The organism is Polymorphobacter sp. (assembly GCF_048007885.1).
Lineage (GTDB): Bacteria > Pseudomonadota > Alphaproteobacteria > Sphingomonadales > Sphingomonadaceae > Sandarakinorhabdus.
The window spans coordinates 223150-245004 of the sequence record NZ_CP180346.1 but is presented as its reverse complement, the minus strand read 5'-3'; the positions used below and the strand labels follow the sequence as shown (position 1 = coordinate 245004).

The following is a 21855-nucleotide window of genomic DNA, read 5'->3' as shown; positions in this document are numbered from 1 at the left end:
CTTCGCCGTATCGCGCGAAGCCCGGCCGGCGGGGCGGCTGGCCCCTTGCCAGCCGAACCCGTTCGACGCCGGGGCGCGGCTTTGCCGCGACCTTCAGCCGGACATACTGGGCTTACCAGCCGCGTGCTGCGCCAGCCAGACCCGCAGGCGGGCGATGGCGTCTTCGACTTCGGTAGTACTGACGGCGAAGCTGAAACGCAGATATTTGTGCCCGTTTTCGGGGTCGAAGTCGCGGCCTGGGGCCAGCGCGACGCCGGTGTCTTCGAGGATCTGATGGGCGAGCGCCTGACTGTCTGAGGTGAGGTGGGCGACATTGGCGTAGAGGTAAAAGGCGCCGTCAGGGGGCGCGATTTCGGTGAGGCCGAGGCTGGGCAGCGCTTCGAGGAGGAGCGCGCGGTTGCGGGCGTAGGTGGCGCGGTGGGCTTCGAGATCTGATGTGCAGTCCATGGCGACAAGGGCGGCGGCTTGCGACAGGCTGGGCGGTGTGAGGAAGAGATTGCCCATGCGGGCGCGGGCGGGCTCGATGAGCGCTTCGGGGACGGCGAGCCAGCCGAGCCGCCAGCCGACCATCGACCAATATTTGCTGAAGCTGTTGATGATGAGCGCTTCTGGCATATGGGCGGCGATGCTGGCGGCGGGGTGTTCGAAATGCAGGCCGTGGTAGATTTCATCGGAGATGACGGCGATGCCGCGCGCCTGGCAGACCTCGGCGATGGCCTTCAACTCGTCGGCGGGGATGATGGTGCCGGTGGGGTTGGCCGGGCTGGCGATGATGACGCCCTGGGGCGCGGGGTCGAGCGCGGCAAGGGCTGCGGCGGTGAGCTGGTAACGCACCTGCGGGCCGCAGGGGATTTCCTGCGGGATCATGTGCAGCGCCTTCAGCGTGTTGCGATAGGCGACATAGCCGGGCCGGGCGAGGGCAATGCGGGCGCCGGGCGCGAACAGCGTGGCGAGGGCCAGCACGAGCGCGGGTGAGGCGCCGGCGGTGAGGATGATCTGTTCGGGCGTGAGGGTGACGCCGTGCGTTTCACGCGTGTGCTGGCAGATGCGGGCCTTGAGGGCTTCGTTTTCGCTGTAGCCCATGGGGTCGGTGTCGAGCATGTGGTGTGCAGCCGCGATGGCGGCGGGCGGCGCGCCGGTGCTGGGCTGGCCGAAATGCATGGCGATGATGCTGCGGCCCTGGGCTTTGAGCTCTTGGGCGCGGCGACTGAGTGCGATGGCGTGGAAGGGGTCGATCTGGGCGGTCATGGGTGTGCGCATGGCATGGCTGGCGCGTTAAAGGAAGCGGGGCGCGCGGGCGCCTTCATGGGTGAGGAGCCAGTCTTTATGGGCTGCGCCGCCGGCATAGCCGGTGAGGCGGCCGGTGCTGCCGAGGATGCGGTGGCAGGGGATGAGGAGAAGGATGGGGTTTTGGGCGTTGGCCATGCCGATGGCGCGTGACGCGCTGGGCTGGCCGAGGGACTGGGCGATCTGGGCGTAGCTGCGGGTCTGGCCGGGGGGGACGGCGCGGACTTCGGCCCAGACGCGGTGCTGGAAGGGGGTGCCGGCGGGAGTGGTGGCGATGGCGGCCAGCGCTTCGAGATCGCCTGCGAAATAGGCGCTGAGCGCGGCGGTGATCTGGGGCGGGGGGGAGCCGGGGGTGGCGGCGCGATTGTGGCGGGCGAGATGGGATTGGAGGCGGGCTTGGTTGGCTTCGAAATCGAGGGCGGCGACTTGGTGTTCGGGGGTGGTGACGAGGTGGAGCGGGCCGAGGGGGGAGGAGAGGATGCTGTGGGTGAGCATGGGGCGATGCTACCGGGGCCGGGGGGCTTTGGCGAGCGCGGGGGCGTCGCTTGTTGCGGGCGGGCGCCGCGCTCAGCTTCTACAGGTGAAGCCGCCGCGGCTGGTGAGGCCGCATTCGGCGCGCTGGCCGCTGCGGTTGAAGCCGATGCGGGGGGCATCGAGACGGGCCTTGGCATCGTCGACGGTGCGGATGCGTTCGCCGCCGAGCGTTTCGATGATGTCGCCGGGGCGGAGATAGCCGAGGCGGGCGGCGGGGGCGCCGCCGGCGACTTCGACGACGACGACGCCCTCTTCGGGCAGGCCGGCGCCGAGCTCCTGCGCATAGGCGGGCGAGAGATTGGCGATGGTGACGCCGGCGAGGATGCCGCGGCCCTGGATGGGGGTGATCTGGCGGGGCGGGTCTTCGGGCGGGGCTGCGAGGGTGACGCTGACGGTGCGCGGCGCGCCGTTGCGGATCAGATCGACCTTGAGCATTTTGCCGACACCTTCGGTGGCGAGGCTGTAGCGGAGCTGGCCGCCGTCGGCGACTTCCTTGCCGTCGACGGTGCGCAATATGTCGCCGATCTGGATGCCGGCGGCGGCGGCGGGGCCGCGCGGGGCGACGCCGGTGACGAGCAGGCCGCCGGGGCGATCGAGGCCGGCCTGGCGCGCGGTTTCGGCGGTGAGCGCTTCGCCTTCGAGGCCGATCCAGCCGGAAACGAGCTTGCCGGTGTCGGCGGCGGCGAGGAAGACGCGGACCATCTTGGAAGGGATGGCGAAGCCGATGCCCTGCGAGCCGCCGGAGCGGCTGTAGATGGCGGTGTTGACGCCGATGAGGCGGCCCTGCGCATCGAGGAGCGCGCCGCCGCTGTTGCCGGGATTGATGGCGGCGTCGGTCTGGATGAAGAATTGCCAGTCGGAGACGCCGAGGCCGGTGCGGGCGACGGCGGAGACGATGCCGGTGGTGACGGTCTGGCCGACGCCGAAGGGATTGCCGATGGCAATCGTGATGTCCCCGACCTGGGCGAGATCGGAATCGCCCATGCGGATGACGGGGAGGTTGGCGCCCTGGGGGTCGATCTTGAGGAGGGCGAGATCGAGCCTTGCGTCGGCGAAGACGAGCTCGGCCTTGTATTCGCGGCGATCGGCGAGCGCGACGAGGATCTGGTCGGCGCCTTTGACGACGTGATTGTTGGTGATGACATAGCCGGTTTTGGCGACGATGACGCCGGAGCCGAGCGACTGCTGGACGCGGGGCTGGGGCTGGGACTGGCCGAAGAACTGCTGGAAGAAGGGATCATCGAGCAGCGGGTTGCGGCGCTGGCGCTGGATGGTGGCGGTGTAGATGTTGACGACCGCGGGCGCTGCATCCTTGACGATGGGGGCGTAGGAGGCGGTGAGCTGGCCGTTTCCGGTGGGGACGGCGCGCTGCATGGGGGTGGTGTCGATGGGCGGGAGTGCGGCGGTGACGCCGCTGGCGCCGGGACCAGTGCCGGTGGAGGCGGGCTGATCGAGGGTGAGGGCCAGGGCGGCGCCGGTGACGAGGCCGAGCAGCGTGCCGATGATGACTTTGGTGCGGGTGCGCATCTGGTCTCTTGTCTCTGGATTATTGGGGCGTGACATGGCTTGGTGGCCCTGAAGGCTGGCTGAATGGGAATTGGGCATGAAACTGTGGCATTGCAAGGACGCGCGGTCGTTTCGGGTGCTTTGGGCGCTTGAGGAGATGGGGCTGGATTATGAGCTGGAGATGCTGGCGTTTCCGCCGCGCTGGCGGGCGCCGGACTTTCTGGAGGTGAATCCGCTGGGGACGATCCCGTTTTTTGTCGATGGCGACACGGTGATGACCGAGAGTGCGGCGATATTGGAATATCTGGCGGTGCGTCATGGGCCGGGGCTTGGGGTGGCGGCGGACGAGGCGGATTATGGGGCGTATCTGAACTGGCTGCACCAGGGCGAGGCGACGCTGACCTTTCCGCAGACCTTGGTGTTTCGCTATGCCGTGCTGGAGCCGCCGGAGAAGCGGCAGCCGAAGGTGGCGGCGGATTATCTGAAGTGGTTTGTGGCGCGCACGGTGATGGCCGAGACGACGCTGGCCGATGGGCGCGACTGGCTATGTGCGGGGCGCTTTACGGTGGCGGATATCTCGGTGGCCTATGCGCTGCTGTTTGCCGAGACGCTGGGGCATCTGGACCAAGTAGGGCCGCATTTGCGGGCCTTTTGGGACCGGTGTCAGGCGCGCGAGGGCTTTGCGCGGGCCAAGGCGGCGCAGGGCGGGAGCGGCTTTGGGGCCTAGCTGCGGACGCTGACGACGTCCGTGAGCGTGAGCGGCCGGTAGAGATGGGGGAAGAGCTGTCCGCCGCGCGACGGCTCCCATTTGAGCGGGCTGAGCGCATCGGCATCGAGGGTGAGGGTGACGAGGCCCTCGACGCCGGCGAACCATTTGGCGGCGGTGGCTATGGCCTGTTCGGGGGTGCTCAGGTGAATATAGCCATCGCGCAGATCATCGGGCGAGCCGGCGAACTGGCCGTCGGACTGGAAGCGCGCCCATTCTTCGGGGCGGAGCAGCTTGATGACCGGCGTCATTGTTCGCGGATCGGGATTTGCGTGTTGCAGAGATCGAGGCCGCTGGCGGGGCGGACGAAGAAGCCGGCGCGGTTGGCGCGCGCGGCCTTGTAGGCGGCGAAGCTGGCGGACGCGGTGTCCATGACCTGGAAGCGGGGCGGGGCGGGCATGGTTGTGGCCGGATAGGCGCGGGTGATGGGCGTGCGTTCGTCTTCGGTCGCGTAAACGCCGAGCGCATCGGTGCCGCGTGGCAGGCTGGCGTGCGCTTCGATGCCGGAGATGATGCGGCCGATGACGGCGAGGTTGCGGTCGAGATGGCGCGGCGCATGGCCGATCACGGCGTATAGCTCGGACCCGTCCCCGACATCGGGCGGGCCTTCGCGCCCCACACCGACCATGGCGTAGCAATGCGCCAGCCAGACCTTGCCTTGCCCGCGGTCGCGCGCGATGGGCCAGCTGTCGATGAAGCCGGCTTCGGCATAAGCGTCAGGAAAGCCCAGGGGGGTGAAGCTGAGGCCGGCTTCCGGGCGGTCATATTCGGCCGGGAGGGGGGCGGGCCGGGCGGCGGGATCGGGGCGGGCGGCCCATTGGATGACGTAATTGTCTTGCACCCGGGTGATGGCGCCGCCGTTGAACCGGCCCTCGGCGATGAGCGCGCGCACGGCAGCGACATGGGCGGGGGCGAAGGCGGGGGCGAGCTGGATGATGAAGCGGCCGCGCGCGGTTTCGAAGACCAGCAGGTCTTCGGCCGGAATGTCCCGCCAGTCTGTGGCCGGCGCGCTGGCGATGACGCCGCCGGGATCGGAGATGACCGTTGGCGGGGTGGGCGCAGGTGAGGTGGGCGCGGGGGCCTGACCGGCCAGAAACAGCGCGGCGGCGGCGAGCGCGAGGCGGCGGCTCATTCCGGCTCGAAATCGAGGGCGAGGCCGTTGATGCAGTGGCGCATGCCGGTGGGGCGGGGGCCATCGGGGAAGATGTGGCCGAGATGGCCTTCGCAGTGCGCGCAACGGACCTCGGTGCGGGTCATGCCGTGGCTGGTGTCGGTGGTGGTGGCCACCGCACCTTCGACCGCCTCATAGAAGCTCGGCCAGCCGGAGCCGGAGTTCGTATTTGGCGTGGCTCTTGTAGAGGAGCGCGCCGCAGCCGGCGCAGTGATAATCGCCGGCGCGCTTCTCGTCGTTGAGCGGCGAGGTGAAGGGGCGCTCGGTGGCGTGTTCGCGCAGCACGGCGTGCTGGGCCGAAGACAGGGTTTTGGGGGTGAGGGTCTTTTCGGTCATGGCTTGAGTGTGCCTTGGTCGGTTGGGGGTGGCAAGACGGGGTTTTGACGGGTGAGCGCGTCGAGCGCACCTTGCAGGATCCAGCTGGCGGCGAGCTTGTCGATGCGGGTTTCGCGGCGCGCACGGCTGAGGTCTTCGGCGATCATGGCACGTGTCACGGCGGCCGTGCTCCAGCGTTCATCCCAGAGCAGGATGGGCAAGCCCAGGGCGCGGAGATTGCGAGCCAGCGCGCGGACCGACTGGGTGCGCGGGCTGTCGGTGCCTTCCATGTTGAGCGGCAGGCCGATGACGAGGCCGGCGATGCGCTCTTTTGCGGTGAAGGCCCTGAGCGCTTCGAGATCGGCGCTGAATTTGGTGCGCTTCAGCGTGCTGTGCGGGGTGGCGAAGCTCCAGCTGGCGTCGCAGGTGGCGAGCCCGATGGTTTTCGTGCCGGGATCGAGGCCGGCGAGGCGGCCGCCATCAGGCAGGGCGGCGGCGAAATCGGCGGGCGTCTCGACGATCAAGGGGCTTCTGATGCCGGTTCTGGGGGCGCTTTGACGGCGGCCATTGCGGCGGCGGTGCGGCGGGCGACGTCTTCGCGCAGATTGGCCCAGAACAGCGGGTAATCATAGACGTGGAAATTGTTGCCGGGCAGGATGAAGGCGGTGAATTCGGCCGGGGGCTCGCCGATGCTGAGCCGGTCATCGGCCATGCACTGGGCGCCCAGCCCCTTGGCGACGAGGCTGCCGCTGGTGAAATCGAGGCTGGGGACGAGGCTGCCTAGGTTTTGCGTCTGGTCGACTTTCCGAGTGTCGGTGACGCCGCTCAGGGGGTTGGTGCAGAGCATGGTGGTGCCGGCGCGCGGCTGGCCGGTGTAACCGGGGGCGGCTTCGAAGGTTTCGCGGATGGGGGCGATGTCGGCAGGGTCTGCGAAGCTCTGCCAGCTGAGGAGGCAGCCGCTCTGGGACGGGGCTGTGCAGGCGGGCAGGCCAAGCGCGGGCAGATCGGCCTCGACGCTGAGCGGCCAGCCCGGCGCATAGGCGGCGATGACGCGCGCGGCGAGCGGGGTGCCTGCGATGCGCTCGGCGAGCAGGCGGTAGAGGTGGAGGCTGCCCTGGCTGTGGCCGGCGAGGATGAAGGGGGCGTCTGCGGGCTGGGCGGCCAGAAAGGCGGTGAAGGCGGCGTCGATGTCGGCATAGGCGAGCGCGATGGCGCGCGGGGCATCGGGATTTTCAAGCACGAGGAAGGTGCCGAAAGTGGCCTGACGGTATTTCGGCGCCCAGACGCGGGTTTGGCCGTTGAACAGGCTGGCTTGCAGGCGGAGGAACTTGTCGCCCTGCTCGTTCATGCTGCGGTCGGTGAAGGGGGCGTTCCAGCGCTTGCGGTCGTAGAAGCTGGTGGGCGGGATGTAGAAGGTGGCGATCTGGGGTGCTGTGGCGGCGGTGACGCCTTCAGGCGTCCAGCGGCTGGGATCATCGGCGCGGGCGGGATGGGCGGCCCAGCTGGCGGGATCGGTGTAATCGGGGGCGGGGCCGGCGGCCTCTTGGCTGTAGGGGGCGGACGGGCTGAGCGCGGCGCGCATGATCTGGACGCCGAACAGATAATAGGTGATCAGCCCCGTGATCGCGAGCAGGATGAGGATGGTGACGACCCAGAGGAAGCGGCGCGCGAGCATGGCGGGGGTTTAGCGGGCTTTGGCCGCGCGCGGAAGGGATGCGGCAATCAGGTGTAGCCGAGCTGGCGGCCGGCGAGATCGAGCATGATTTCCTCCGAGCCGCCGCCGATGGCGTTGACGCGGACCTCGCGGTAGATGCGCTCCACTTTGGAGCCGGTGATGTAGCTGGCGCCGCCGAGCACTTGGGCGGCTTCGCGCGCCACGCTTTCGAGCATGCGCGTGGCCTGAACCTTGAGCATGGCATAGTCGGCGGGCTGTCCCCTGCCCTCCTTGTGCTGCCAGGCGGCGAGATCGACCCAGGCCTGGGTGGCGGCGATCTGGCGTTCGCAATCGGCGAGCTTGATGCGGATCGACTGATGCTGGGCGAGGCGCTTGCCGAAGGTTTCGCGGGTGGTGGCCCATTCGACGGCTTCGGACAGCGCAACGCGGGCCATGGCGCAGCAGCCATGCGCCATGCCGAGACGCTCGGAATTGAAATTGCGCATGATGCCGGGGAAGCCGGCGTTTTCCGGGCCGATGAGGTTTTCGGGCGGGACTTCGACCTCGTCGAAATGGATGGCGGCGGTGTCGGAGCAGCGCCAGCCCATCTTGTCGAGGGCCGTGCGCGAGACGCCGGGGCGGTCTGTCTCGATGAGCATCAGCGAGATGCCGGGGATGCCGGGGCCGCCGGTACGCACCGCGACAGTGAGATAATCGGCGCGCATGCCGCTGGTGATGAACATCTTCTGGCCGGTGACGACATAGTGATTGCCGCGCTTTTCGGCCTTGGTGCGGAGCTGGGCGACATCGGAGCCGCCGGACGGCTCGGTGATGGCGAGCGCGATGATCTTTTCACCTGCCAGGACTTGCGGGGCGATGCGGCGCTTCATCTCTTCGGAGCCCAGCGCGAGGATGGGGGGCAGGCCGATGCTGTGGGTCATGAGGCTGGCGCCGAGGCCCCCGGCGCCTGCGGCAGCGAGTTCTTCGGACTGGGTGAGGCTGTGGAAGATGTCGAAGCCCTGCGTGTGGCCGCCATATTCCTCCGGATAGCCGAGGCCGAGGATGCCGGCGTCGGCGGCCTTTTTGTGAAGGCTGCGGGGCAGTTCACCGTCCTTCTCCCACTGGTCGATATGGGGATGGACATGGGCCTTCATGAAGCCGCGCACCGACTGGGCGACGGCCTCATGGGTTTCGTCATAATGGGGGGAACGGGCGCGCCACTGATCGAAGCTGGTCATGGCCCCCACTGTGGCGGAATCTGGGGCGGGCGATATTGGCGTTTGTGGGGGGCTAGGCTTTCAGCCGCGCGGCATAGGCCTTGCGGAACTTGGCGAGCTTGGGGGCGACGACGGCGGCGCAGTAGCCGTTGCTGGTACCGTTCCGCTCGAAATAGCGCTGGTGATAGGGCTCGGCGACGTACCAGGGGGCCTCGGGCTCGATGCTGGTGACGATGGGGTCGGGCCAGTTTTCCTGATGGCGGGCGATTGCGGCGTTGGCTTCGGCGGCCTGGGCGGGGCTGAGCGGGAAGATGGCCGAGCGATATTGGGTGCCGGTGTCGGCGCCCTGGCGGTTGAGGGTGGTGGGGTTATGGGTGGCAAAGAAGATGTCGAGGATCTCGGCGAAGGAGATTTCGGCGGGGTCGAAGTCGATTTTCACAGCTTCGGCATGGCCGGTGCGGCCCGAGCAGACGGCCTCGTAGCTGGGATTGGGGATGGTGCCGCCGATATAGCCGGATTCGACATGGGCGACGCCGCGCACGGCATCGAACACGGCCTCGGTGCACCAGAAGCAGCCGCCGGCGAGGATGGCGGTTTCGGTGGGGCTGGTCATGGGCGGTCTCCGGCTGTTTGGGATGAGGTAGGGGGGCGGCGGGCGCTTGGGAAGGGGGGCGGCGATTTGCGCGGCCTGAAATGTCAAACATTGTTAAATCGGGGGTCGCGCGGTTATTGGTGAAAAAAACCTCCGAAACGGACTCTGTTGTTAACGATTGGGATGTTATCCACAGGTTGCGACTCGGGGGAGACGCATTCGGGTTTTCTCCGTGTGGCCAATGAAATGCAGCCAGACATGGTTGGGTCGTGCGATGAATCCTTATGAGGCCAATTTCCGCAATGTGTCGGCGCGTCTGGGTGCCTGGGCGCTGGGCATGGCGCGTCTGTATCGGCGGCCGCTGATCGTGCTGATCGTGGCCAGCGTGACGACGGCAGTGGGCGTGAATGCGGCGCAGGAGGACAGCGCTGCGGCGCAGGCCGTGATGGCTCAGGTGGCGGCGCGCTGATTGTCTTTGCAGGCCCGGGCGGGGCTGCTACCCAAGGTTGAAATGAAGCGAGCGCTGTTCGGCGGCTTTGGGGAGCGGAGTTTTGAGCGAGACCGATGCGCGGCTGGAGCCGGCGGCGCCCCCAAAGGACGACATGCCGCCGGTGGGCGGGGCCTATGCCCATTATGTGCTGTTCGTGCTGGTGCTGGTCTATGTCATCAACTTCATCGACCGGCAGATTCTCGGGATATTGGCCGAGGACATCAAGGCGGACCTGGGGCTGAGCGATTCGGACCTGGGCTTTCTTTATGGGACGGCCTTTGCGGTTTTTTATGCGTTGTTCGGCATTCCGCTGGGGCGACTGGCGGACAATTGGCTGCGCGTGCGGTTGCTCAGCCTCGGGCTGTTTGTCTGGTCGGCGATGACGGCGCTTTCGGGGCTTTCGTCGAACTTTCTGCAGCTGTCGGCGGCGCGCATCGGGGTGGGCGTGGGCGAAGCCTCGGCCAGCCCGGCGGCCTTCTCGATGCTGTCGGACTGGTTTCCGCGCGAGAAGCGAGCAACCGCGCTCGCCATTTATTCCTCCGGGCTTTATCTGGGCGGCGGGGTGAGCCTGTTCATTGGCGCGGTGGTGTTGCAGGCGTGGAAAGAGGCCTATCCAGTGACGGGGCCGCTGGGGCTGGTGGGCTGGCAGGCGGCGTTTCTGGCGGTCGGCGTGCCGGGGCTGCTTCTGGCTTTGTGGGTGGCGACGCTGAAGGAGCCGGTGCGCGGGCGGGCCGAAGGGCTGCCGCCGCCGCCGAAGGTGGAGGGCGTGTGGGGCAAGCTGGCGGGCGATGTGGCGAGCGTGATCCCGCCGTTTACGCTGCTCAACTGCGCGCATTTGGGGCGGCGGGTGTTTTTGACCAATGTGGCGGTGATGGCAGGGTTTGCGGCACTGGCGTTTTCGCTGGGGCGGCTGACCGGGGACTGGGCGCAGTGGGTGGCCGTGTGTCTGGGCGGCTATGCGGTGACGAGCTGGGCGCAGAGCCTGCGTGAGCGCGACCGGCCGACCTATGCGCTGATCTGGGGCACGCCGACCTTTGTGCTGGCGCTGGTCGGCTTCGGGACGATTTCCTTTGTCGGCTATTCGCTGGGCTTCTGGGTGTTGCCCTATGCGATCCGCACCTTTGTGGCGCCGATGGCGGAGAGCGGGGCGCCGCTGCCCTGGTATGGGACAACGCAGATGGTGGCGCTGATCGTGGGCGGCTGGGGGGCGGCCGGAGGCTTTCTGGGCGTGGTGCTGGGCGGCACGATCTCGGACTGGGTGAAGAAGCGCAATCCGGGCGGGCGGATCATCGTGGCGTCGCTGGCGACGCTGGTGCCGGCGCCCTTTGTGTGGCTGATGTTCACCACCGACAGCCTGGCGCTGTTTCTGCTCTACAATGTGCCGCTGGCCTTTGGCTCGATGTATGTGGGGATTGCGGCTGCGACGACGCAGGACCTTGTGTTGCCGCGCATGCGGGGGGCGGCGACGGCGACCTATTTCATTGGCACGACGCTGATCGGGCTGGGGCTGGGGCCTTACTTCGTGGGCGCGGTGTCAAAGGCGAGCGGCAGCCTTTCAACTGGCGTGCTGTCGCTGCTGCTGATGGCGCCGGTGACGCTGACGTGCCTGATATTGGTGTATCTGAAGCTGCCCGACGCGGAGGCGTCGCGCGTGGCGCGGGCGCGGGCCATGGGCGAAGTGATTTGAGGAGACGATGATGCGGATTGACGAGCTGTTTTCGGTGGCGGGCAAGCGGGTGGTGGTGACGGGCGGCAGCCGCGGCATCGGCGAGATGATCGCGCGCGCCTATGTGGAAAACGGGGCCGAGGTGATCATCACGGCACGAAACGCCGCCGTGTGTGACGCCCTGGCGGCGGCCCTGGGGCCGCGCTGCGTGTCGATTCCGGCAGATCTGTCGAAGATGGCCGAGATCGAGCGCTTTGCCGGCGAGGTGGCGGCGCGCTGGGACCGGGTGGATGTGTTGTTCAACAATGCCGGCGCCAGCTGGGGGGCGAGTATCGAGGACTTTCCCGAGACCGGCTGGGACAAGGTGATGGACCTCAATGTGAAATCGGTGTTTTTCCTGACCCAGAAGCTGCTGCAGCTGCTCAAACGCGAGAATGCCGTGGGCGGCGACATGAGCCGGGTGATCAACATCGGCTCGATCGACGGGCAGCGGGTGAGCGCGCTGGAGACCTACAGCTATGCTGCCTCGAAGGCGGGCGTGCTGCACATGACGCGCATGATGGCGAAGAACCTGGCGACGGACGGCATTGCCGTGAACGCGATTGCGCCGGGCTATTTCCCATCGAAGATGACGGCGGGCGTGGCCGAGATGGTGGGCGATGAGATCATCGAGGCGACGCCGCTGAAGCGCTGGGGCACGCCCGAGGACATGGCCGGGGTGGCGCTGTTTCTGGGATCAAGGGCGAGCGCCTTTTTGTGCGGCAGCACGGTGACGGTGGACGGCGGCTACAAGACGACGGTGTGAGACGGCGACCCCAGGTGCGGGGCTGCTTTGTTTTTGGGCAGCAGATGGTCGAATTCGGGCATATCGCGCGCATGATGTGTCGCAGCCGGGGCTATGCCCGAGCCGCGGCCTGTGGCACGGGAATTGCATGGACCTTTGTATGGCCGACGCGTGAATGCCCGTGGTGAACGGTGCCAGGGCCAGACATATTGGGGACGATGGGTGAAAAAGATCGAAGCTGTCATCAAGCCGTTCAAGCTAGACGAGGTGAAGGAAGCGCTGCACGAGGTCGGGGTTTCGGGAATCACCGTGACGGAAGCCAAGGGCTTTGGCCGGCAGAAGGGGCATACCGAGCTTTATCGGGGCGCTGAATATGTCGTCGACTTCCTGCCCAAGGTGCGGCTCGAGGTGGTGGTGGATGATGACCAGGCGGATCGCGTGATCGAGGCGATTGCGAGTGCTGCTCGCACCGGGCGCATCGGGGATGGCAAGATTTTTGTCTCGTCGATCGAGGCGGCGGTGCGGATCCGCACGGGCGAGCGCGATTCAGACGCGCTCTGAGCGATTTTTTTGCATTGCAGCAACGGTGTTGCTAGGCGTATCGACGCATTTTCACGGCCTGTAGAGGGGATATTGCGACCATGGCGACGAGCGTTTCGGACATTCTGGGGATGATCAAGGAGAAGGAGATCGAATGGGTCGATCTGCGCTTCACCGACCCCAAGGGCAAGTGGCAGCATTTGACCATGGTTTCGAGCGTCATCGACGAGGACATGCTGACCGACGGTTTCATGTTCGACGGTTCGTCGATCGCTGGCTGGAAGGTGATCAACGAAAGCGACATGATCCTGATGCCGGATCTGGACGCGACCTATATCGATCCGTTTTCGGCGACTCCGATGATGATCCTGATCTGCGATATCGTCGAGCCTTCCACGGGTCAGCTTTATGGCCGTGACCCGCGTTCGACCGCCAAGCGCGGCGAGGCCTATCTGAAGGCGAGCGGCATCGGCGACACCGTCTACATCGGCCCGGAAGCCGAGTTCTTCGTGTTCGATGATGTGCGCTTCGGGCTTGGCTATAACGAAGGCTTCTTCCATCTCGACGATATCGAACTGCCGACCAACAGCGGCAAGCAGTATGAGATGGGCAACATGGGCCACCGGCCGCGCGCCAAGGGCGGCTATTTCCCGGTCGCGCCGGTCGACTCGGCCGTGGACCTGCGCGGCGAGATGGTGGCGACCATGCTGGAAATGGGTCTGCCGTGCGACAAGCATCACCATGAAGTGGCCAGCGCCCAGCATGAGCTGGGGCTGACCTTTGGCTCGATGGTGACGACTGCCGACCGGATGCAGGTCTATAAATATGTCGTGCACCAGGTGGCGCACGCCTATGGCAAGACCGCGACCTTCATGCCCAAGCCGATCAAGGACGACAATGGCTCGGGGATGCACACCCATCTTTCGATCTGGAACGGCAAGACGCCGCTTTTTGCCGGTGATGGCTATGCCGGCCTTTCGGAAATGGCGCTGTATTTCATCGGCGGGATCATCAAGCACGCCAAGGCGGTGAACGCGTTTACCAACCCTTCGACCAACAGCTACAAGCGGCTGGTGCCGGGCTTTGAAGCGCCCGTGCTGCTCGCTTATTCGAGCCGCAACCGCTCGGCCTCGTGCCGCATCCCCTATGGGACGGGCGCCAAGTCGAAGCGGGTGGAAGTGCGCTTCCCCGATGCGATGGCCAACCCCTATCTGGCCTATACCGCGCTGCTGATGGCCGGGCTGGACGGCATCGAGAACAAGATCCACCCCGGTGGGCCGATGGACAAGAACCTTTATGACCTGCCGCCGCGCGAGCTGAAGAAGGTGCCGACAGTGGCCGCGAGCCTGCGCGAGGCGCTGGCCGCGCTGGACAAGGACCGCGCCTTCCTGACCAAGGGCGGGGTGTTCACCGACGACCAGATCAGCAGCTATATCGAGCTGAAGATGGAAGACGTACAGCGCTGGGAGATGACGCCCAGCCCGGTTGAATTCGACATGTATTACAGCATGTAAGCGGCAAGCTGGAGCGCTTTGTCGTGGCGAGGGCGTCGGGATTTGGCCCGGCGCCCTTTCCTTTGCGCGCGCAACGCAGAAAAAAAGGGCCGGTGCTTGCGCGCCGGCCCTTGAAGTCAATCCTTGGGGAGGATCGCCATATTGGCCTGATTATGATGCACTGCAGCACGCCATGTTGCAATGCAAAAAATGCTGCGCCGCAATAAATTCACGCTTTGGCTGTGGATGGCGGGCGTTCGCCGCTTGTTCTTTGTGGCGCCGGCGGGCTAGATGAGGCGATGAGCGATCTCTTTGCGAGCACGGCGACCGGCGCCGACTATGATGCCAGTCATATCGAGGTGCTTGAAGGGCTGGAGCCGGTGCGGCGGCGGCCGGGCATGTATATTGGCGGCACCGATGAGCGCGCGCTGCATCATCTTGCGGCCGAGATCCTCGACAATGCGATGGACGAGGCGGTGGCGGGGCATGCCAGCCGCATCGAGATGAGCCTGGAGACGGACGGCAGCCTGAGCATCAGCGACAATGGGCGCGGGATTCCGGTCGATCCGCATCCGCGCTTTCCCGACAAGTCGGCGCTCGAAGTGATCATGACGATGCTGCATTCGGGCGGGAAATTTGGCGGCAAGGCCTATGCGACGAGCGGCGGGCTACACGGGGTGGGCATTTCGGTGGTCAATGCGCTTTCGGACCGGCTGGTGGTGGAGGTGGCGCGGGGGCGCGAGCTTTATCGCCAGCAGTTCAGCCGCGGCCATGCGCTGGGGCCGGTGGAGCGGCTGGGGCCGACATCGAACCGGCGCGGGACGACGGTGACCTTTCATCCCGATGCCGAGATTTTCGGGGCGGGCGCGAAGCTGAAGCCGGCGCGGCTGTTCAAGATGGCGCGGTCGAAGGCCTATCTGTTTGGCGGCGTCGAGATCCGGTGGAAGACGGCGGTGAACGACGGGGAGACGCCCGAAGCGGCGGTGTTTCACTTCCCCGGCGGGCTGGCGGACCATCTGGCGGAGAAGCTGGAGGGGCGCGAACTGGTGACGCCCGAGGCCTTTGCCGGCCGCGCAGATCTGGCTGAGGGCAAGGGCGCTGTCGAATGGGCCTGCGCTTGGCCGATGTATGGCGAGGGCTCGGCAAGCTTTTATTGCAACACGGTGCCCACACCCGATGGCGGCACGCATGAGGCGGGGCTGCGCGCGGCCCTGCTGCGCGGCTTGCGCAATTTCGCGACGCTGACGGGGAACAAGAAGGCGGCCGAGTTGAGCGGCGAGGATGTGTTTTCGGGCGCGGAGATCATGCTGTCGCTGTTCATCCGCGAGCCGCAGTTTCAGAGCCAGACCAAGGACCGGCTGACCTCGCCGGAGGCGACGCGGTTGGTCGAGGCGGCGGTGCGCGATCATTTCGACCATTGGCTGACGGGATCTGGCGAGCGCGGCCGGGCGCTCTTGGGCTTTGTTAGCGAGCGGATGGAGGACCGGCTGCGGCGGCGCGCCGAGCTTTCGGTGAAGCGCAAGACGGCGACCTCGAAGCGGAACCTGCGGCTGCCGGGCAAGCTGACCGACTGTGCGCGCGCCGAGCCGGAGGGGACCGAGCTGTTCATTGTCGAAGGCGACAGCGCCGGCGGATCGGCGAAGCAGGCGCGGGACCGGATGACACAGGCGATTCTGCCGATCAGGGGCAAGATCTTGAACGTGGCGAGCGCCAATGCGGCCAAGATCGGCGCCAACAATGAGGTGGCGGACCTGATCCAGGCGCTGGGCTGCGGCACGCGCGACCGGTTTTCGCCCGAAGCACTGCGCTATGAGCGGATCATCATCATGACCGATGCTGATGTGGACGGGGCGCATATCGCGACGCTGCTGATGACGTTTTTCTATCAGGAGATGCGCGGGCTGGTGCAGGGCGGGCGGCTGTATCTGGCGCTGCCGCCGCTGTATCGGCTGGCGGCGGGCGGGATGGTGGCTTATGCGCGCGACGATGCGCACCGGCTGGAGCTGATGCGCACCACCTTTGCCGGGCGCAGCAAGGTGGAGGTGAGCCGGTTCAAGGGGCTGGGCGAGATGGCGCCGGGCCAGCTCAAGGAAACGACGATGGACCCGGCGAAGCGGACGCTGCTGCGCGTGCGGCTGCCCGAGGGGGGCGATGCGCGCGCCGAAGTGGCGGCGCTGGTTGACCGGCTGATGGGGCGGAACCCCGAGCATCGCTTCGCCTTCATTCAGGCGAATGCGGACGCGGTGGAGGCAGAGGCGCTGGACGCCTGATTTTCGGGCAGGGCTGTAGGTGTCGCACGGGCGGTTGCTTGCTTTGCGGGCAGGTTTTGCTGCGCTGCGAAAGGACGGCGGTGGCACGGAAATTGCATGGCATTTGCGAATGGTCATGGCTGTTCGTGTAGCGACCTGGGTCGGTTGCTTGTGGGGAGTGGGGGATGAAGCTGGTGATCGCGATGATCAAGCCGTTCAGGCTCGATGCGGTCCGCGCGGCGCTGACAGCGCTTGATGTGCGCGGGATGACGGTGAGCGAAGTGTTGGGCTCGGGCGATGGGGGCCCGGGTTCGGCGGGGAAGATGGTGCCGCGGCTGAAGATCGAGGTGGTGGTGGAGGACCGGCAGCTGGGCACCGTGATCGAGGCGGTGCAGGGGGCGGCGGCGACCGGCGAGGTGGGCGACGGCAAGATTTTTGTGGCCGAAGTTGGCAAGGCGGTGCGGATCCGCACCGGCGAGACCGATGAAGCGGCGATTTGAAGGAGTGGTGATGCGACGCACTGGAATTGGACTGCTGGCCGCCCTGCTGAGCCTGGCCGCGCCGGCTATGGCGCAAGACGCCGTGCCGGACCGGGGCGACACCGCCTTCATGATGATGGCGACGGTGCTGGTGCTGCTGATGATCCTGCCGGGCTTGCAGCTGTTTTATGGCGGGCTGGCGCGGGCCAAGAACATGCTCTCGACGATGACGCAGATCGGCGCGGTGAGCGCGCTGGCGATGCTGATCTGGGTGACCTATGGCTATTCGCTCGCCTTTGGGCCGGACGCCAGCGAGGGGCTGAAGCCGTTCATCGCCAGCCTCGACAAGGCGTTTCTGGCCGGGGTGACGGCGGAGTCGGTGGTCGCGACCTTCACCGAGGGCGTGGTCATTCCCGAATATGTGTTCATTGCCTTTCAGATGACCTTTGCTGCCATCACCATTTCGCTGGTGCTGGGCTCGGTGGTGGAGCGGATGAAGTTTTCGGCGGTGATGGTGTTTGCGCTGGTGTGGCTGAGCATCGTCTATCTGCCGATCGCGCATATGGTGTGGGCGACCGGCGGGCTGTTCTACGAGATGGGGGCGCTTGATTTTGCCGGTGGCACGGTGGTGCATATCAATGCCGGGGTTTCGGCACTGGTGGCGGCGATGATCGTGGGCAAGCGCATCGGCTATCAGAAGGAATCGATGGCGCCGCATTCGCTGACGCTGACGCTGGTGGGCACCGGGCTGCTGTTTGTGGGCTGGTTCGGCTTCAATGCCGGCTCGGCGCTGGAGGCCAATGGCTCGGCGGCGCTGGCGATGATCAACACCTTTGTGGCCACCGCCGGTGCGGCGCTGGCTTGGCTGCTGATCGAGCGGATGCTGGGCCACAAGCCCTCGGCCCTCGGGCTGGCGTCGGGCATCATCGCCGGGCTGGTGGCGGTGACGCCGGCGGCGGGCAATGCCGGGCCGTTCGGCGCGATCGTGCTGGGCGCGCTGTCTTCGGCGGTCTGCTATTATTTCGTCACCATCGTGAAGCCGCGGCTGGGCTATGATGATGCGCTTGATGCCTTTGGCATTCACGGCGTGGGTGGCATTGTTGGCGCGCTGGGCACGGGCATTGTCTATGCGCCGATGTTTGGCGGACCGGGCGATGCGGATTTCGCTATGGGCGCGCAGGTCTGGACGCAGCTTCTGGCGGTGGCGACGACGATTGTCTGGGCGACCATTGGCACAGGGATTGCCTGCGGTGTGGCCCGGGCGCTGACCGGGCTGCGGGTGACCAGCGATGTCGAGCGCGAGGGGCTGGACCTCGCTGAGCATGGCGAGCGGGCATACAACGCCTGAACCTGCTGCCTAATCCTGCTGGACGTCTGTGAGGCGCACGGCGACCAGCGCGCCGACGAGCGCCATGGCGGCAAAGGCGAGCAGCAGCGGAGCGGGGCCGATGCGATCGGCGACAAAGCCGGCGCCGCCGCCGATGAGCAGGGCGGTGCCGATGAGGCTGTTGCTGAGCGCGGTGTAGCGGGCGCGCTGGCTGTCTGTGGTCATGTCGGTGAGGTGGAGCTTGCGGCCCTGGCGAACGCCTTCATAGGCGATCTGGGCGGCGAAGATGGCAGCGGCTGCACCCCAGCGGCCGCCGAGGCTGGCATCGGACAGGCCGATGAGGGCAATGACGGCGAGCGCGACCGCCGAGAGCAGGCCGGCGGCAACAAGAGTGTTGCGACTGGAGCGGTCTGACAGGCGGCCCCAGACATAGGCGGCCATGACCGAGGCGGCGGTGCTGGCCATGACCAGCGGGCCGAGCGCTGCGAGGCTGTTTTCCCGCGCCGTGCCGGCGAGCATGATGATGAACGGCGGCGCCAACGCCGTGACGGTGAGCAGCGCGCGGGCGATGATGAAGCGCTGGAGCTGGCGATCATCGGTGAGCGGGGCGATGAGGGCGGCAAGGTCCATTGGCGCGGCGCCTTCTTCCGCTTTCGGCTCTTCGAGCTGGCGGAAGAGCAGGCTGGCAGTGAGGAAGGCGAGGCCGGCGGCGGCGACGGCCGCGGCGAGGGTGGCACGGGCGAGCGGGAGCAGGCCCAGCGCCATGGCGAGGCCGAAGGCGAAGGCGGCGAGGCTGCCGCTGGCCGCGGCGAAGCCGGTGATGCTGCCGCGCCGGCCCGTGGGAATGGTGCGGGCGAGCACATCCTTGTAGCTGACCGAAGCGCCGGCGCGGGCGGCGGCGAGGACGGCGAGCGCGGCCAGCACCGCCCAGCCGGCGGCGGCGCCCTCCAGAAGAACGACGCTTGTGGCGATAGCGAGCGCAGCCAGCCCCTGAAGGGCAGCGGAAGTGGCCCAGATGATCTTTGTGCGCGGCGCGGCTTCGACGCGCCGGGCAAGCAGGAGCTGGGGCAGCAGCGCGCCCGCTTCGCGGACCGGGACCAGCGCGCCGATGATCATGCCGGGCGCCCCAAGGCTGGTCAGTAGCCAGGCGAGGACGAGCTTGGGATCGATGAGGCTGTCAGCGACCTTGGTAAGGGTGAGGGCGGCGACATGGAGAAGGCCGTTCTTCGGCTCTTCGGGCGCGATATTGGCATCGGCGCCGGTGAGGCGGGCATAGGCGGCCTTGAGGGGCATGGCCCTTTATGGCGGGGGTGGGCGCGGCGGCAAAGGGGGGACCGCCGCGCCCGGCAGGCCCGGCGCAACTGGCCGGGCTGTTCTAACGGCGCCAGTTGCAGTCGCGGCCGTCGGACTTGTCGATGGCTCGGCCGGCAAGAGCGCCCAGGCCACCGCCGATGATGGTGCCGAGCAGCTTGTCGCCGCGGCCCGCGACCGTGTTGCCAAGGACGCCGCCGCCGATGGCGCCGATCACCGTGCCGCCCTTGCCTTCGTCATAGCAGCGGTTGCCATTGCCGTTCCAGCGGCGCTGGTCGCGGTTGTTCCAGCGGCGGTCGTCGCGGCGATCATCCCAATCGGCATTCCAGCGGCGGTCGTCCCAGCGGCGTTCGTAGCGGTCATCGTCCCAGTCGCCAGCCTGGACGGCGGTGGTGGGGATGGCGGTGGCGGCAAGGCTGGCGGTGAGTGCGGCGAGGATGAATTTGGCGGACATCATCTGATCCCTGAACTGGATCACCGGAAGTGGTGATGGGCGCACGATGGCCGATTCGGGCTGGCGCGACGCTGAATGGCCGGTTGTGCTGCGTTCAGGCGGCCTGGCTGGCGGCTTCAAGGGCTTCGGTGGCTTCGAGCCAGGCGCTTTCGGCCGCTTCGAGTGCGGCTTCGACGCGGCCGCGCTCTTGCATCAGGTCGGCGGGTTTGCGGCCCATGTCGGCGACCTTGCAGTCGGTCGGGTCGGCGAGCATGCGGTCGATCTCGTCGCGGCGCTTGGCGAGGCGGGTCATTTCGGCCTCGGCGGTGCGCACGGCCTTGCGGAACGCTGCGGTGGCGCCGCGCGCGTCGGCGGCGGCCTTGCGGTCAGCCTTTTTGGCGGGGCGGGCGGTGCTGTCGGGGGTGCGGCCGAGGATGGTGTCGGTGTAATCATCCAGGCTGCCGGCGAATTCCCGGGCATGGCCGGCATCGACCAGCACCAGCCGGTCGGCACTGGCCTCGATCATGTGGCGATCATGGCTGACGACGACGACCGCGCCATTATAGTCGTTGAGGGCCTGAACCAGCGCCTCGCGGGTGTCGACGTCGAGGTGGTTGGTCGGCTCGTCGAGGATGAGCAGATGGGGCGCGTCACGGGTGATCAGGGCGAGCGCGAGGCGGGCGCGCTCGCCACCCGACATCTTGCCGACTTTCTGTTCCGCCATCGGGCCGGAGAAGCCGAAGCGGCCCAATTGGGCGCGGACCGCAGCGGGCGTGGCGCCCTTCATCAGGCGGCTCATATGGGCGAGGGGAGTATCGTCCCGGTCGAGTTCCTCGACCTGATACTGGGTGAAATAGCCGACGCGCAGCTTGCCCGGCGCGTGTTTGGTCCCCTCCATGGCGGCGAGCTGGCCGGAGAGCAGGCGAGCGAGCGTGGTCTTGCCATTGCCATTACGGCCGAGCAGCGCCAGCCGGTCATCGGGATCGAGCCGGAGGTCGATCTGGCGGAGCACGGGCTTGCCGTCATAGCCGACGGCGGCGTGATCGAGCTGGACGAGCGGCGGCTTCAGCGGGGGGGGCGAGGGGAAGTTGAAGACGAGGCTGGGGTCGGTGACGGCCTCGGCGATGGGTTGCATCCTGGCCAGCGCCTTGGCGCGGGACTGGGCCTGTTTGGCGGTGCTGGCGCGGGCGCTGTTGCGGGCGATATAATCCTGCAGCTTGGCGCGCTGGGCGGCCTGGGCCTCGCGCGCCGAGGCGAGCTGGGCGAGGCGTTCGGCGCGCTGGCGCTCGAAATCATCATAGCCGCCGGGATAGAGGGTGATCTTGCCGCCTTCGAGATGGAGGATATTGTCGACGACATTGTTGAGCAGGTCACGCTCATGGCTGATGATGAGGATGGTGGCGCGGTAGGACTTGAGGAAATTTTCGAGCCACATGGTGGCTTCGAGATCGAGGTGGTTGGAGGGCTCGTCGAGGAGCAGCAGGTCAGGCTGGCTGAACAACAGGGCGGCGAGCGCGACGCGCATGCGCCAGCCGCCGGAATAGCTGTCGAGCGGGCGGTGCTGGGCCTCTTCATCAAAGCCGAGGCCGACGAGGATGCGGCTGGCGCGGGCGGGCGCTGTATAGGCATCGATGGCGATCAGCCGCTCATGGATTTCGGCGAGGCGGGCGGGATCGGGGGTGCCGCTTTCTTCCTCGGCCATCAGGGCGGCGCGCTCGAGATCAGCGGCGATCACGGTTTCGAACGGAGTGGTCTTGCCCGCCGGGGCTTCCTGCGCGACATAGCCGAGGCGGGCGGACTTGGGCATGTCGATGCTGCCGGCATCAGGCTCGAGCTGGCCGGCGATGACCTTCATCAGTGTCGATTTGCCGGCGCCGTTGCGGCCGATGAAGCCGATGCGGCCGCGCGGCGGCAGCGTGGCCGAGGCCCCATCGAGGATGGTGCGGCCGCCGAGGCGAACGGTGATGGCGTTGATGGTCAGCATGGCGGGCGTCTAGCAGGATTCGGCCCGGGATTGCAGGGCCTGAAAAAAGAAACAGGC

At 67.0% G+C, this 21855-nt stretch carries 21 protein-coding genes and 1 pseudogene; 9 read left to right on the top strand and 13 right to left on the bottom strand.

Annotated elements, in window-relative coordinates:
* Window positions 1-93: 93 nt before the first annotated feature.
* From ACMVO5_RS01155 to ACMVO5_RS01145, 3 genes are all read right to left on the bottom strand, one after another.
* Complete coding sequence (locus tag ACMVO5_RS01155) at window positions 94-1248, bottom strand: pyridoxal phosphate-dependent aminotransferase (protein WP_416908263.1); 1155 nt, start codon at window positions 1246-1248, stop codon at window positions 94-96.
* 27 nt (window positions 1249-1275) lie between these two features.
* A complete protein-coding gene (locus tag ACMVO5_RS01150; protein WP_416908261.1) occupies window positions 1276-1782 on the bottom strand; it encodes a methylated-DNA--[protein]-cysteine S-methyltransferase in 507 nt (168 codons plus the stop codon).
* A gap of 72 nt (window positions 1783-1854) precedes the next feature.
* The gene (locus ACMVO5_RS01145) at window positions 1855-3348 is read right to left on the bottom strand and encodes a Do family serine endopeptidase (RefSeq protein ID WP_416908260.1); all 1494 of its coding nucleotides are present in this window, start codon (window positions 3346-3348) and stop codon (window positions 1855-1857) included.
* A 76-nt stretch (window positions 3349-3424) separates the two neighbouring features.
* Between ACMVO5_RS01145 and ACMVO5_RS01140 the strand changes: the two genes are divergently transcribed.
* Window positions 3425-4054 carry a glutathione S-transferase family protein gene (locus ACMVO5_RS01140; RefSeq protein ID WP_416908259.1) on the top strand — a complete coding sequence of 210 codons (630 nt, stop codon included), beginning with the start codon at window positions 3425-3427 and terminating at the stop codon, window positions 4052-4054.
* On the opposite strand, the gene ACMVO5_RS01135 is transcribed toward ACMVO5_RS01140, so the two are convergent.
* The 7 genes and pseudogenes from ACMVO5_RS01135 to msrA all read right to left on the bottom strand — a co-directional run bounded on the left by ACMVO5_RS01135 (window position 4051) and on the right by msrA (window position 9063).
* Window positions 4051-4344 (bottom strand): DUF952 domain-containing protein, encoded by a 294-nt coding sequence (locus ACMVO5_RS01135; RefSeq protein ID WP_416908258.1) that lies wholly within the window; start codon window positions 4342-4344, stop codon window positions 4051-4053. The genes ACMVO5_RS01140 and ACMVO5_RS01135 overlap by 4 nt on opposite strands.
* A complete protein-coding gene (locus ACMVO5_RS01130) occupies window positions 4341-5225 on the bottom strand; it encodes a peptidylprolyl isomerase (RefSeq protein ID WP_416908257.1) in 885 nt (294 codons plus the stop codon). The genes ACMVO5_RS01135 and ACMVO5_RS01130 overlap by 4 nt, the downstream gene beginning before the upstream one ends.
* A pseudogene (gene msrB / locus ACMVO5_RS01125) lies at window positions 5222-5600 on the bottom strand (peptide-methionine (R)-S-oxide reductase MsrB). The gene ACMVO5_RS01130 and the pseudogene msrB overlap by 4 nt, the downstream one beginning before the upstream one ends.
* Window positions 5597-6103, bottom strand: coding sequence for a Holliday junction resolvase RuvX (gene ruvX / locus ACMVO5_RS01120; RefSeq protein ID WP_416908256.1), 507 nt, complete (start codon window positions 6101-6103; stop codon window positions 5597-5599). Before ruvX ends, msrB begins: the two are co-directional and overlap by 4 nt.
* Window positions 6100-7254, bottom strand: a complete 1155-nt coding sequence (locus ACMVO5_RS01115; RefSeq protein ID WP_416908255.1) for a DUF3089 domain-containing protein — start codon at window positions 7252-7254, stop codon at window positions 6100-6102. Before ACMVO5_RS01115 ends, ruvX begins: the two co-directional genes overlap by 4 nt.
* Before the next feature lie 47 nt (window positions 7255-7301).
* Window positions 7302-8471, bottom strand: coding sequence for an acyl-CoA dehydrogenase family protein (locus ACMVO5_RS01110; protein WP_416908254.1), 1170 nt, complete (start codon window positions 8469-8471; stop codon window positions 7302-7304).
* Between the two features lie 52 nt (window positions 8472-8523).
* Window positions 8524-9063: a peptide-methionine (S)-S-oxide reductase MsrA gene (msrA, locus tag ACMVO5_RS01105; protein WP_416908253.1), complete on the bottom strand. Its 540-nt coding sequence runs from the start codon at window positions 9061-9063 to the stop codon at window positions 8524-8526.
* A 253-nt stretch (window positions 9064-9316) separates the two neighbouring features.
* Between msrA and ACMVO5_RS01100 the strand changes: the two genes are divergently transcribed.
* From ACMVO5_RS01100 to ACMVO5_RS01065, 8 genes are all read left to right on the top strand, one after another.
* Entirely contained in the window at window positions 9317-9511 is a 195-nt protein-coding gene (locus ACMVO5_RS01100; RefSeq protein WP_416908252.1) for a hypothetical protein, read from the top strand.
* An 82-nt stretch (window positions 9512-9593) separates the two neighbouring features.
* Window positions 9594-11219 carry a spinster family MFS transporter gene (locus tag ACMVO5_RS01095; RefSeq protein ID WP_416908251.1) on the top strand — a complete coding sequence of 542 codons (1626 nt, stop codon included), beginning with the start codon at window positions 9594-9596 and terminating at the stop codon, window positions 11217-11219.
* Between the two features lie 7 nt (window positions 11220-11226).
* Complete coding sequence (locus ACMVO5_RS01090) at window positions 11227-12003, top strand: SDR family oxidoreductase (RefSeq protein WP_416908250.1); 777 nt, start codon at window positions 11227-11229, stop codon at window positions 12001-12003.
* A 201-nt stretch (window positions 12004-12204) separates the two neighbouring features.
* Entirely contained in the window at window positions 12205-12543 is a 339-nt protein-coding gene (locus tag ACMVO5_RS01085; protein ID WP_416908249.1) for a P-II family nitrogen regulator, read from the top strand.
* Between the two features lie 80 nt (window positions 12544-12623).
* The gene (gene glnA, locus ACMVO5_RS01080) at window positions 12624-14036 is read left to right on the top strand and encodes a type I glutamate--ammonia ligase (RefSeq protein ID WP_416908248.1); all 1413 of its coding nucleotides are present in this window, start codon (window positions 12624-12626) and stop codon (window positions 14034-14036) included.
* A 278-nt stretch (window positions 14037-14314) separates the two neighbouring features.
* The gene (gene parE / locus ACMVO5_RS01075) at window positions 14315-16285 is read left to right on the top strand and encodes a DNA topoisomerase IV subunit B (protein WP_416908247.1); all 1971 of its coding nucleotides are present in this window, start codon (window positions 14315-14317) and stop codon (window positions 16283-16285) included.
* Window positions 16286-16449: 164 nt separating this feature from the next.
* On the top strand, window positions 16450-16764 hold the full coding sequence (locus tag ACMVO5_RS01070; protein ID WP_416908246.1) for a P-II family nitrogen regulator: 315 nt from the start codon (window positions 16450-16452) through the stop codon (window positions 16762-16764).
* 10 nt (window positions 16765-16774) lie between these two features.
* The gene (locus ACMVO5_RS01065; RefSeq protein ID WP_416908245.1) at window positions 16775-18091 is read left to right on the top strand and encodes an ammonium transporter; all 1317 of its coding nucleotides are present in this window, start codon (window positions 16775-16777) and stop codon (window positions 18089-18091) included.
* A gap of 9 nt (window positions 18092-18100) precedes the next feature.
* Here ACMVO5_RS01065 and ACMVO5_RS01060 read toward each other — a convergent pair whose 3' ends face one another.
* The 3 genes from ACMVO5_RS01060 to ACMVO5_RS01050 form a co-directional block, all read right to left on the bottom strand.
* Window positions 18101-19363, bottom strand: coding sequence for a hypothetical protein (locus ACMVO5_RS01060; protein ID WP_416908244.1), 1263 nt, complete (start codon window positions 19361-19363; stop codon window positions 18101-18103).
* Between the two features lie 82 nt (window positions 19364-19445).
* Entirely contained in the window at window positions 19446-19835 is a 390-nt protein-coding gene (locus ACMVO5_RS01055; RefSeq protein ID WP_416908243.1) for a glycine zipper 2TM domain-containing protein, read from the bottom strand.
* A 94-nt stretch (window positions 19836-19929) separates the two neighbouring features.
* Window positions 19930-21798 carry an ABC-F family ATP-binding cassette domain-containing protein gene (locus ACMVO5_RS01050; RefSeq protein ID WP_416908242.1) on the bottom strand — a complete coding sequence of 623 codons (1869 nt, stop codon included), beginning with the start codon at window positions 21796-21798 and terminating at the stop codon, window positions 19930-19932.
* Window positions 21799-21855: the final 57 nt, after the last annotated feature.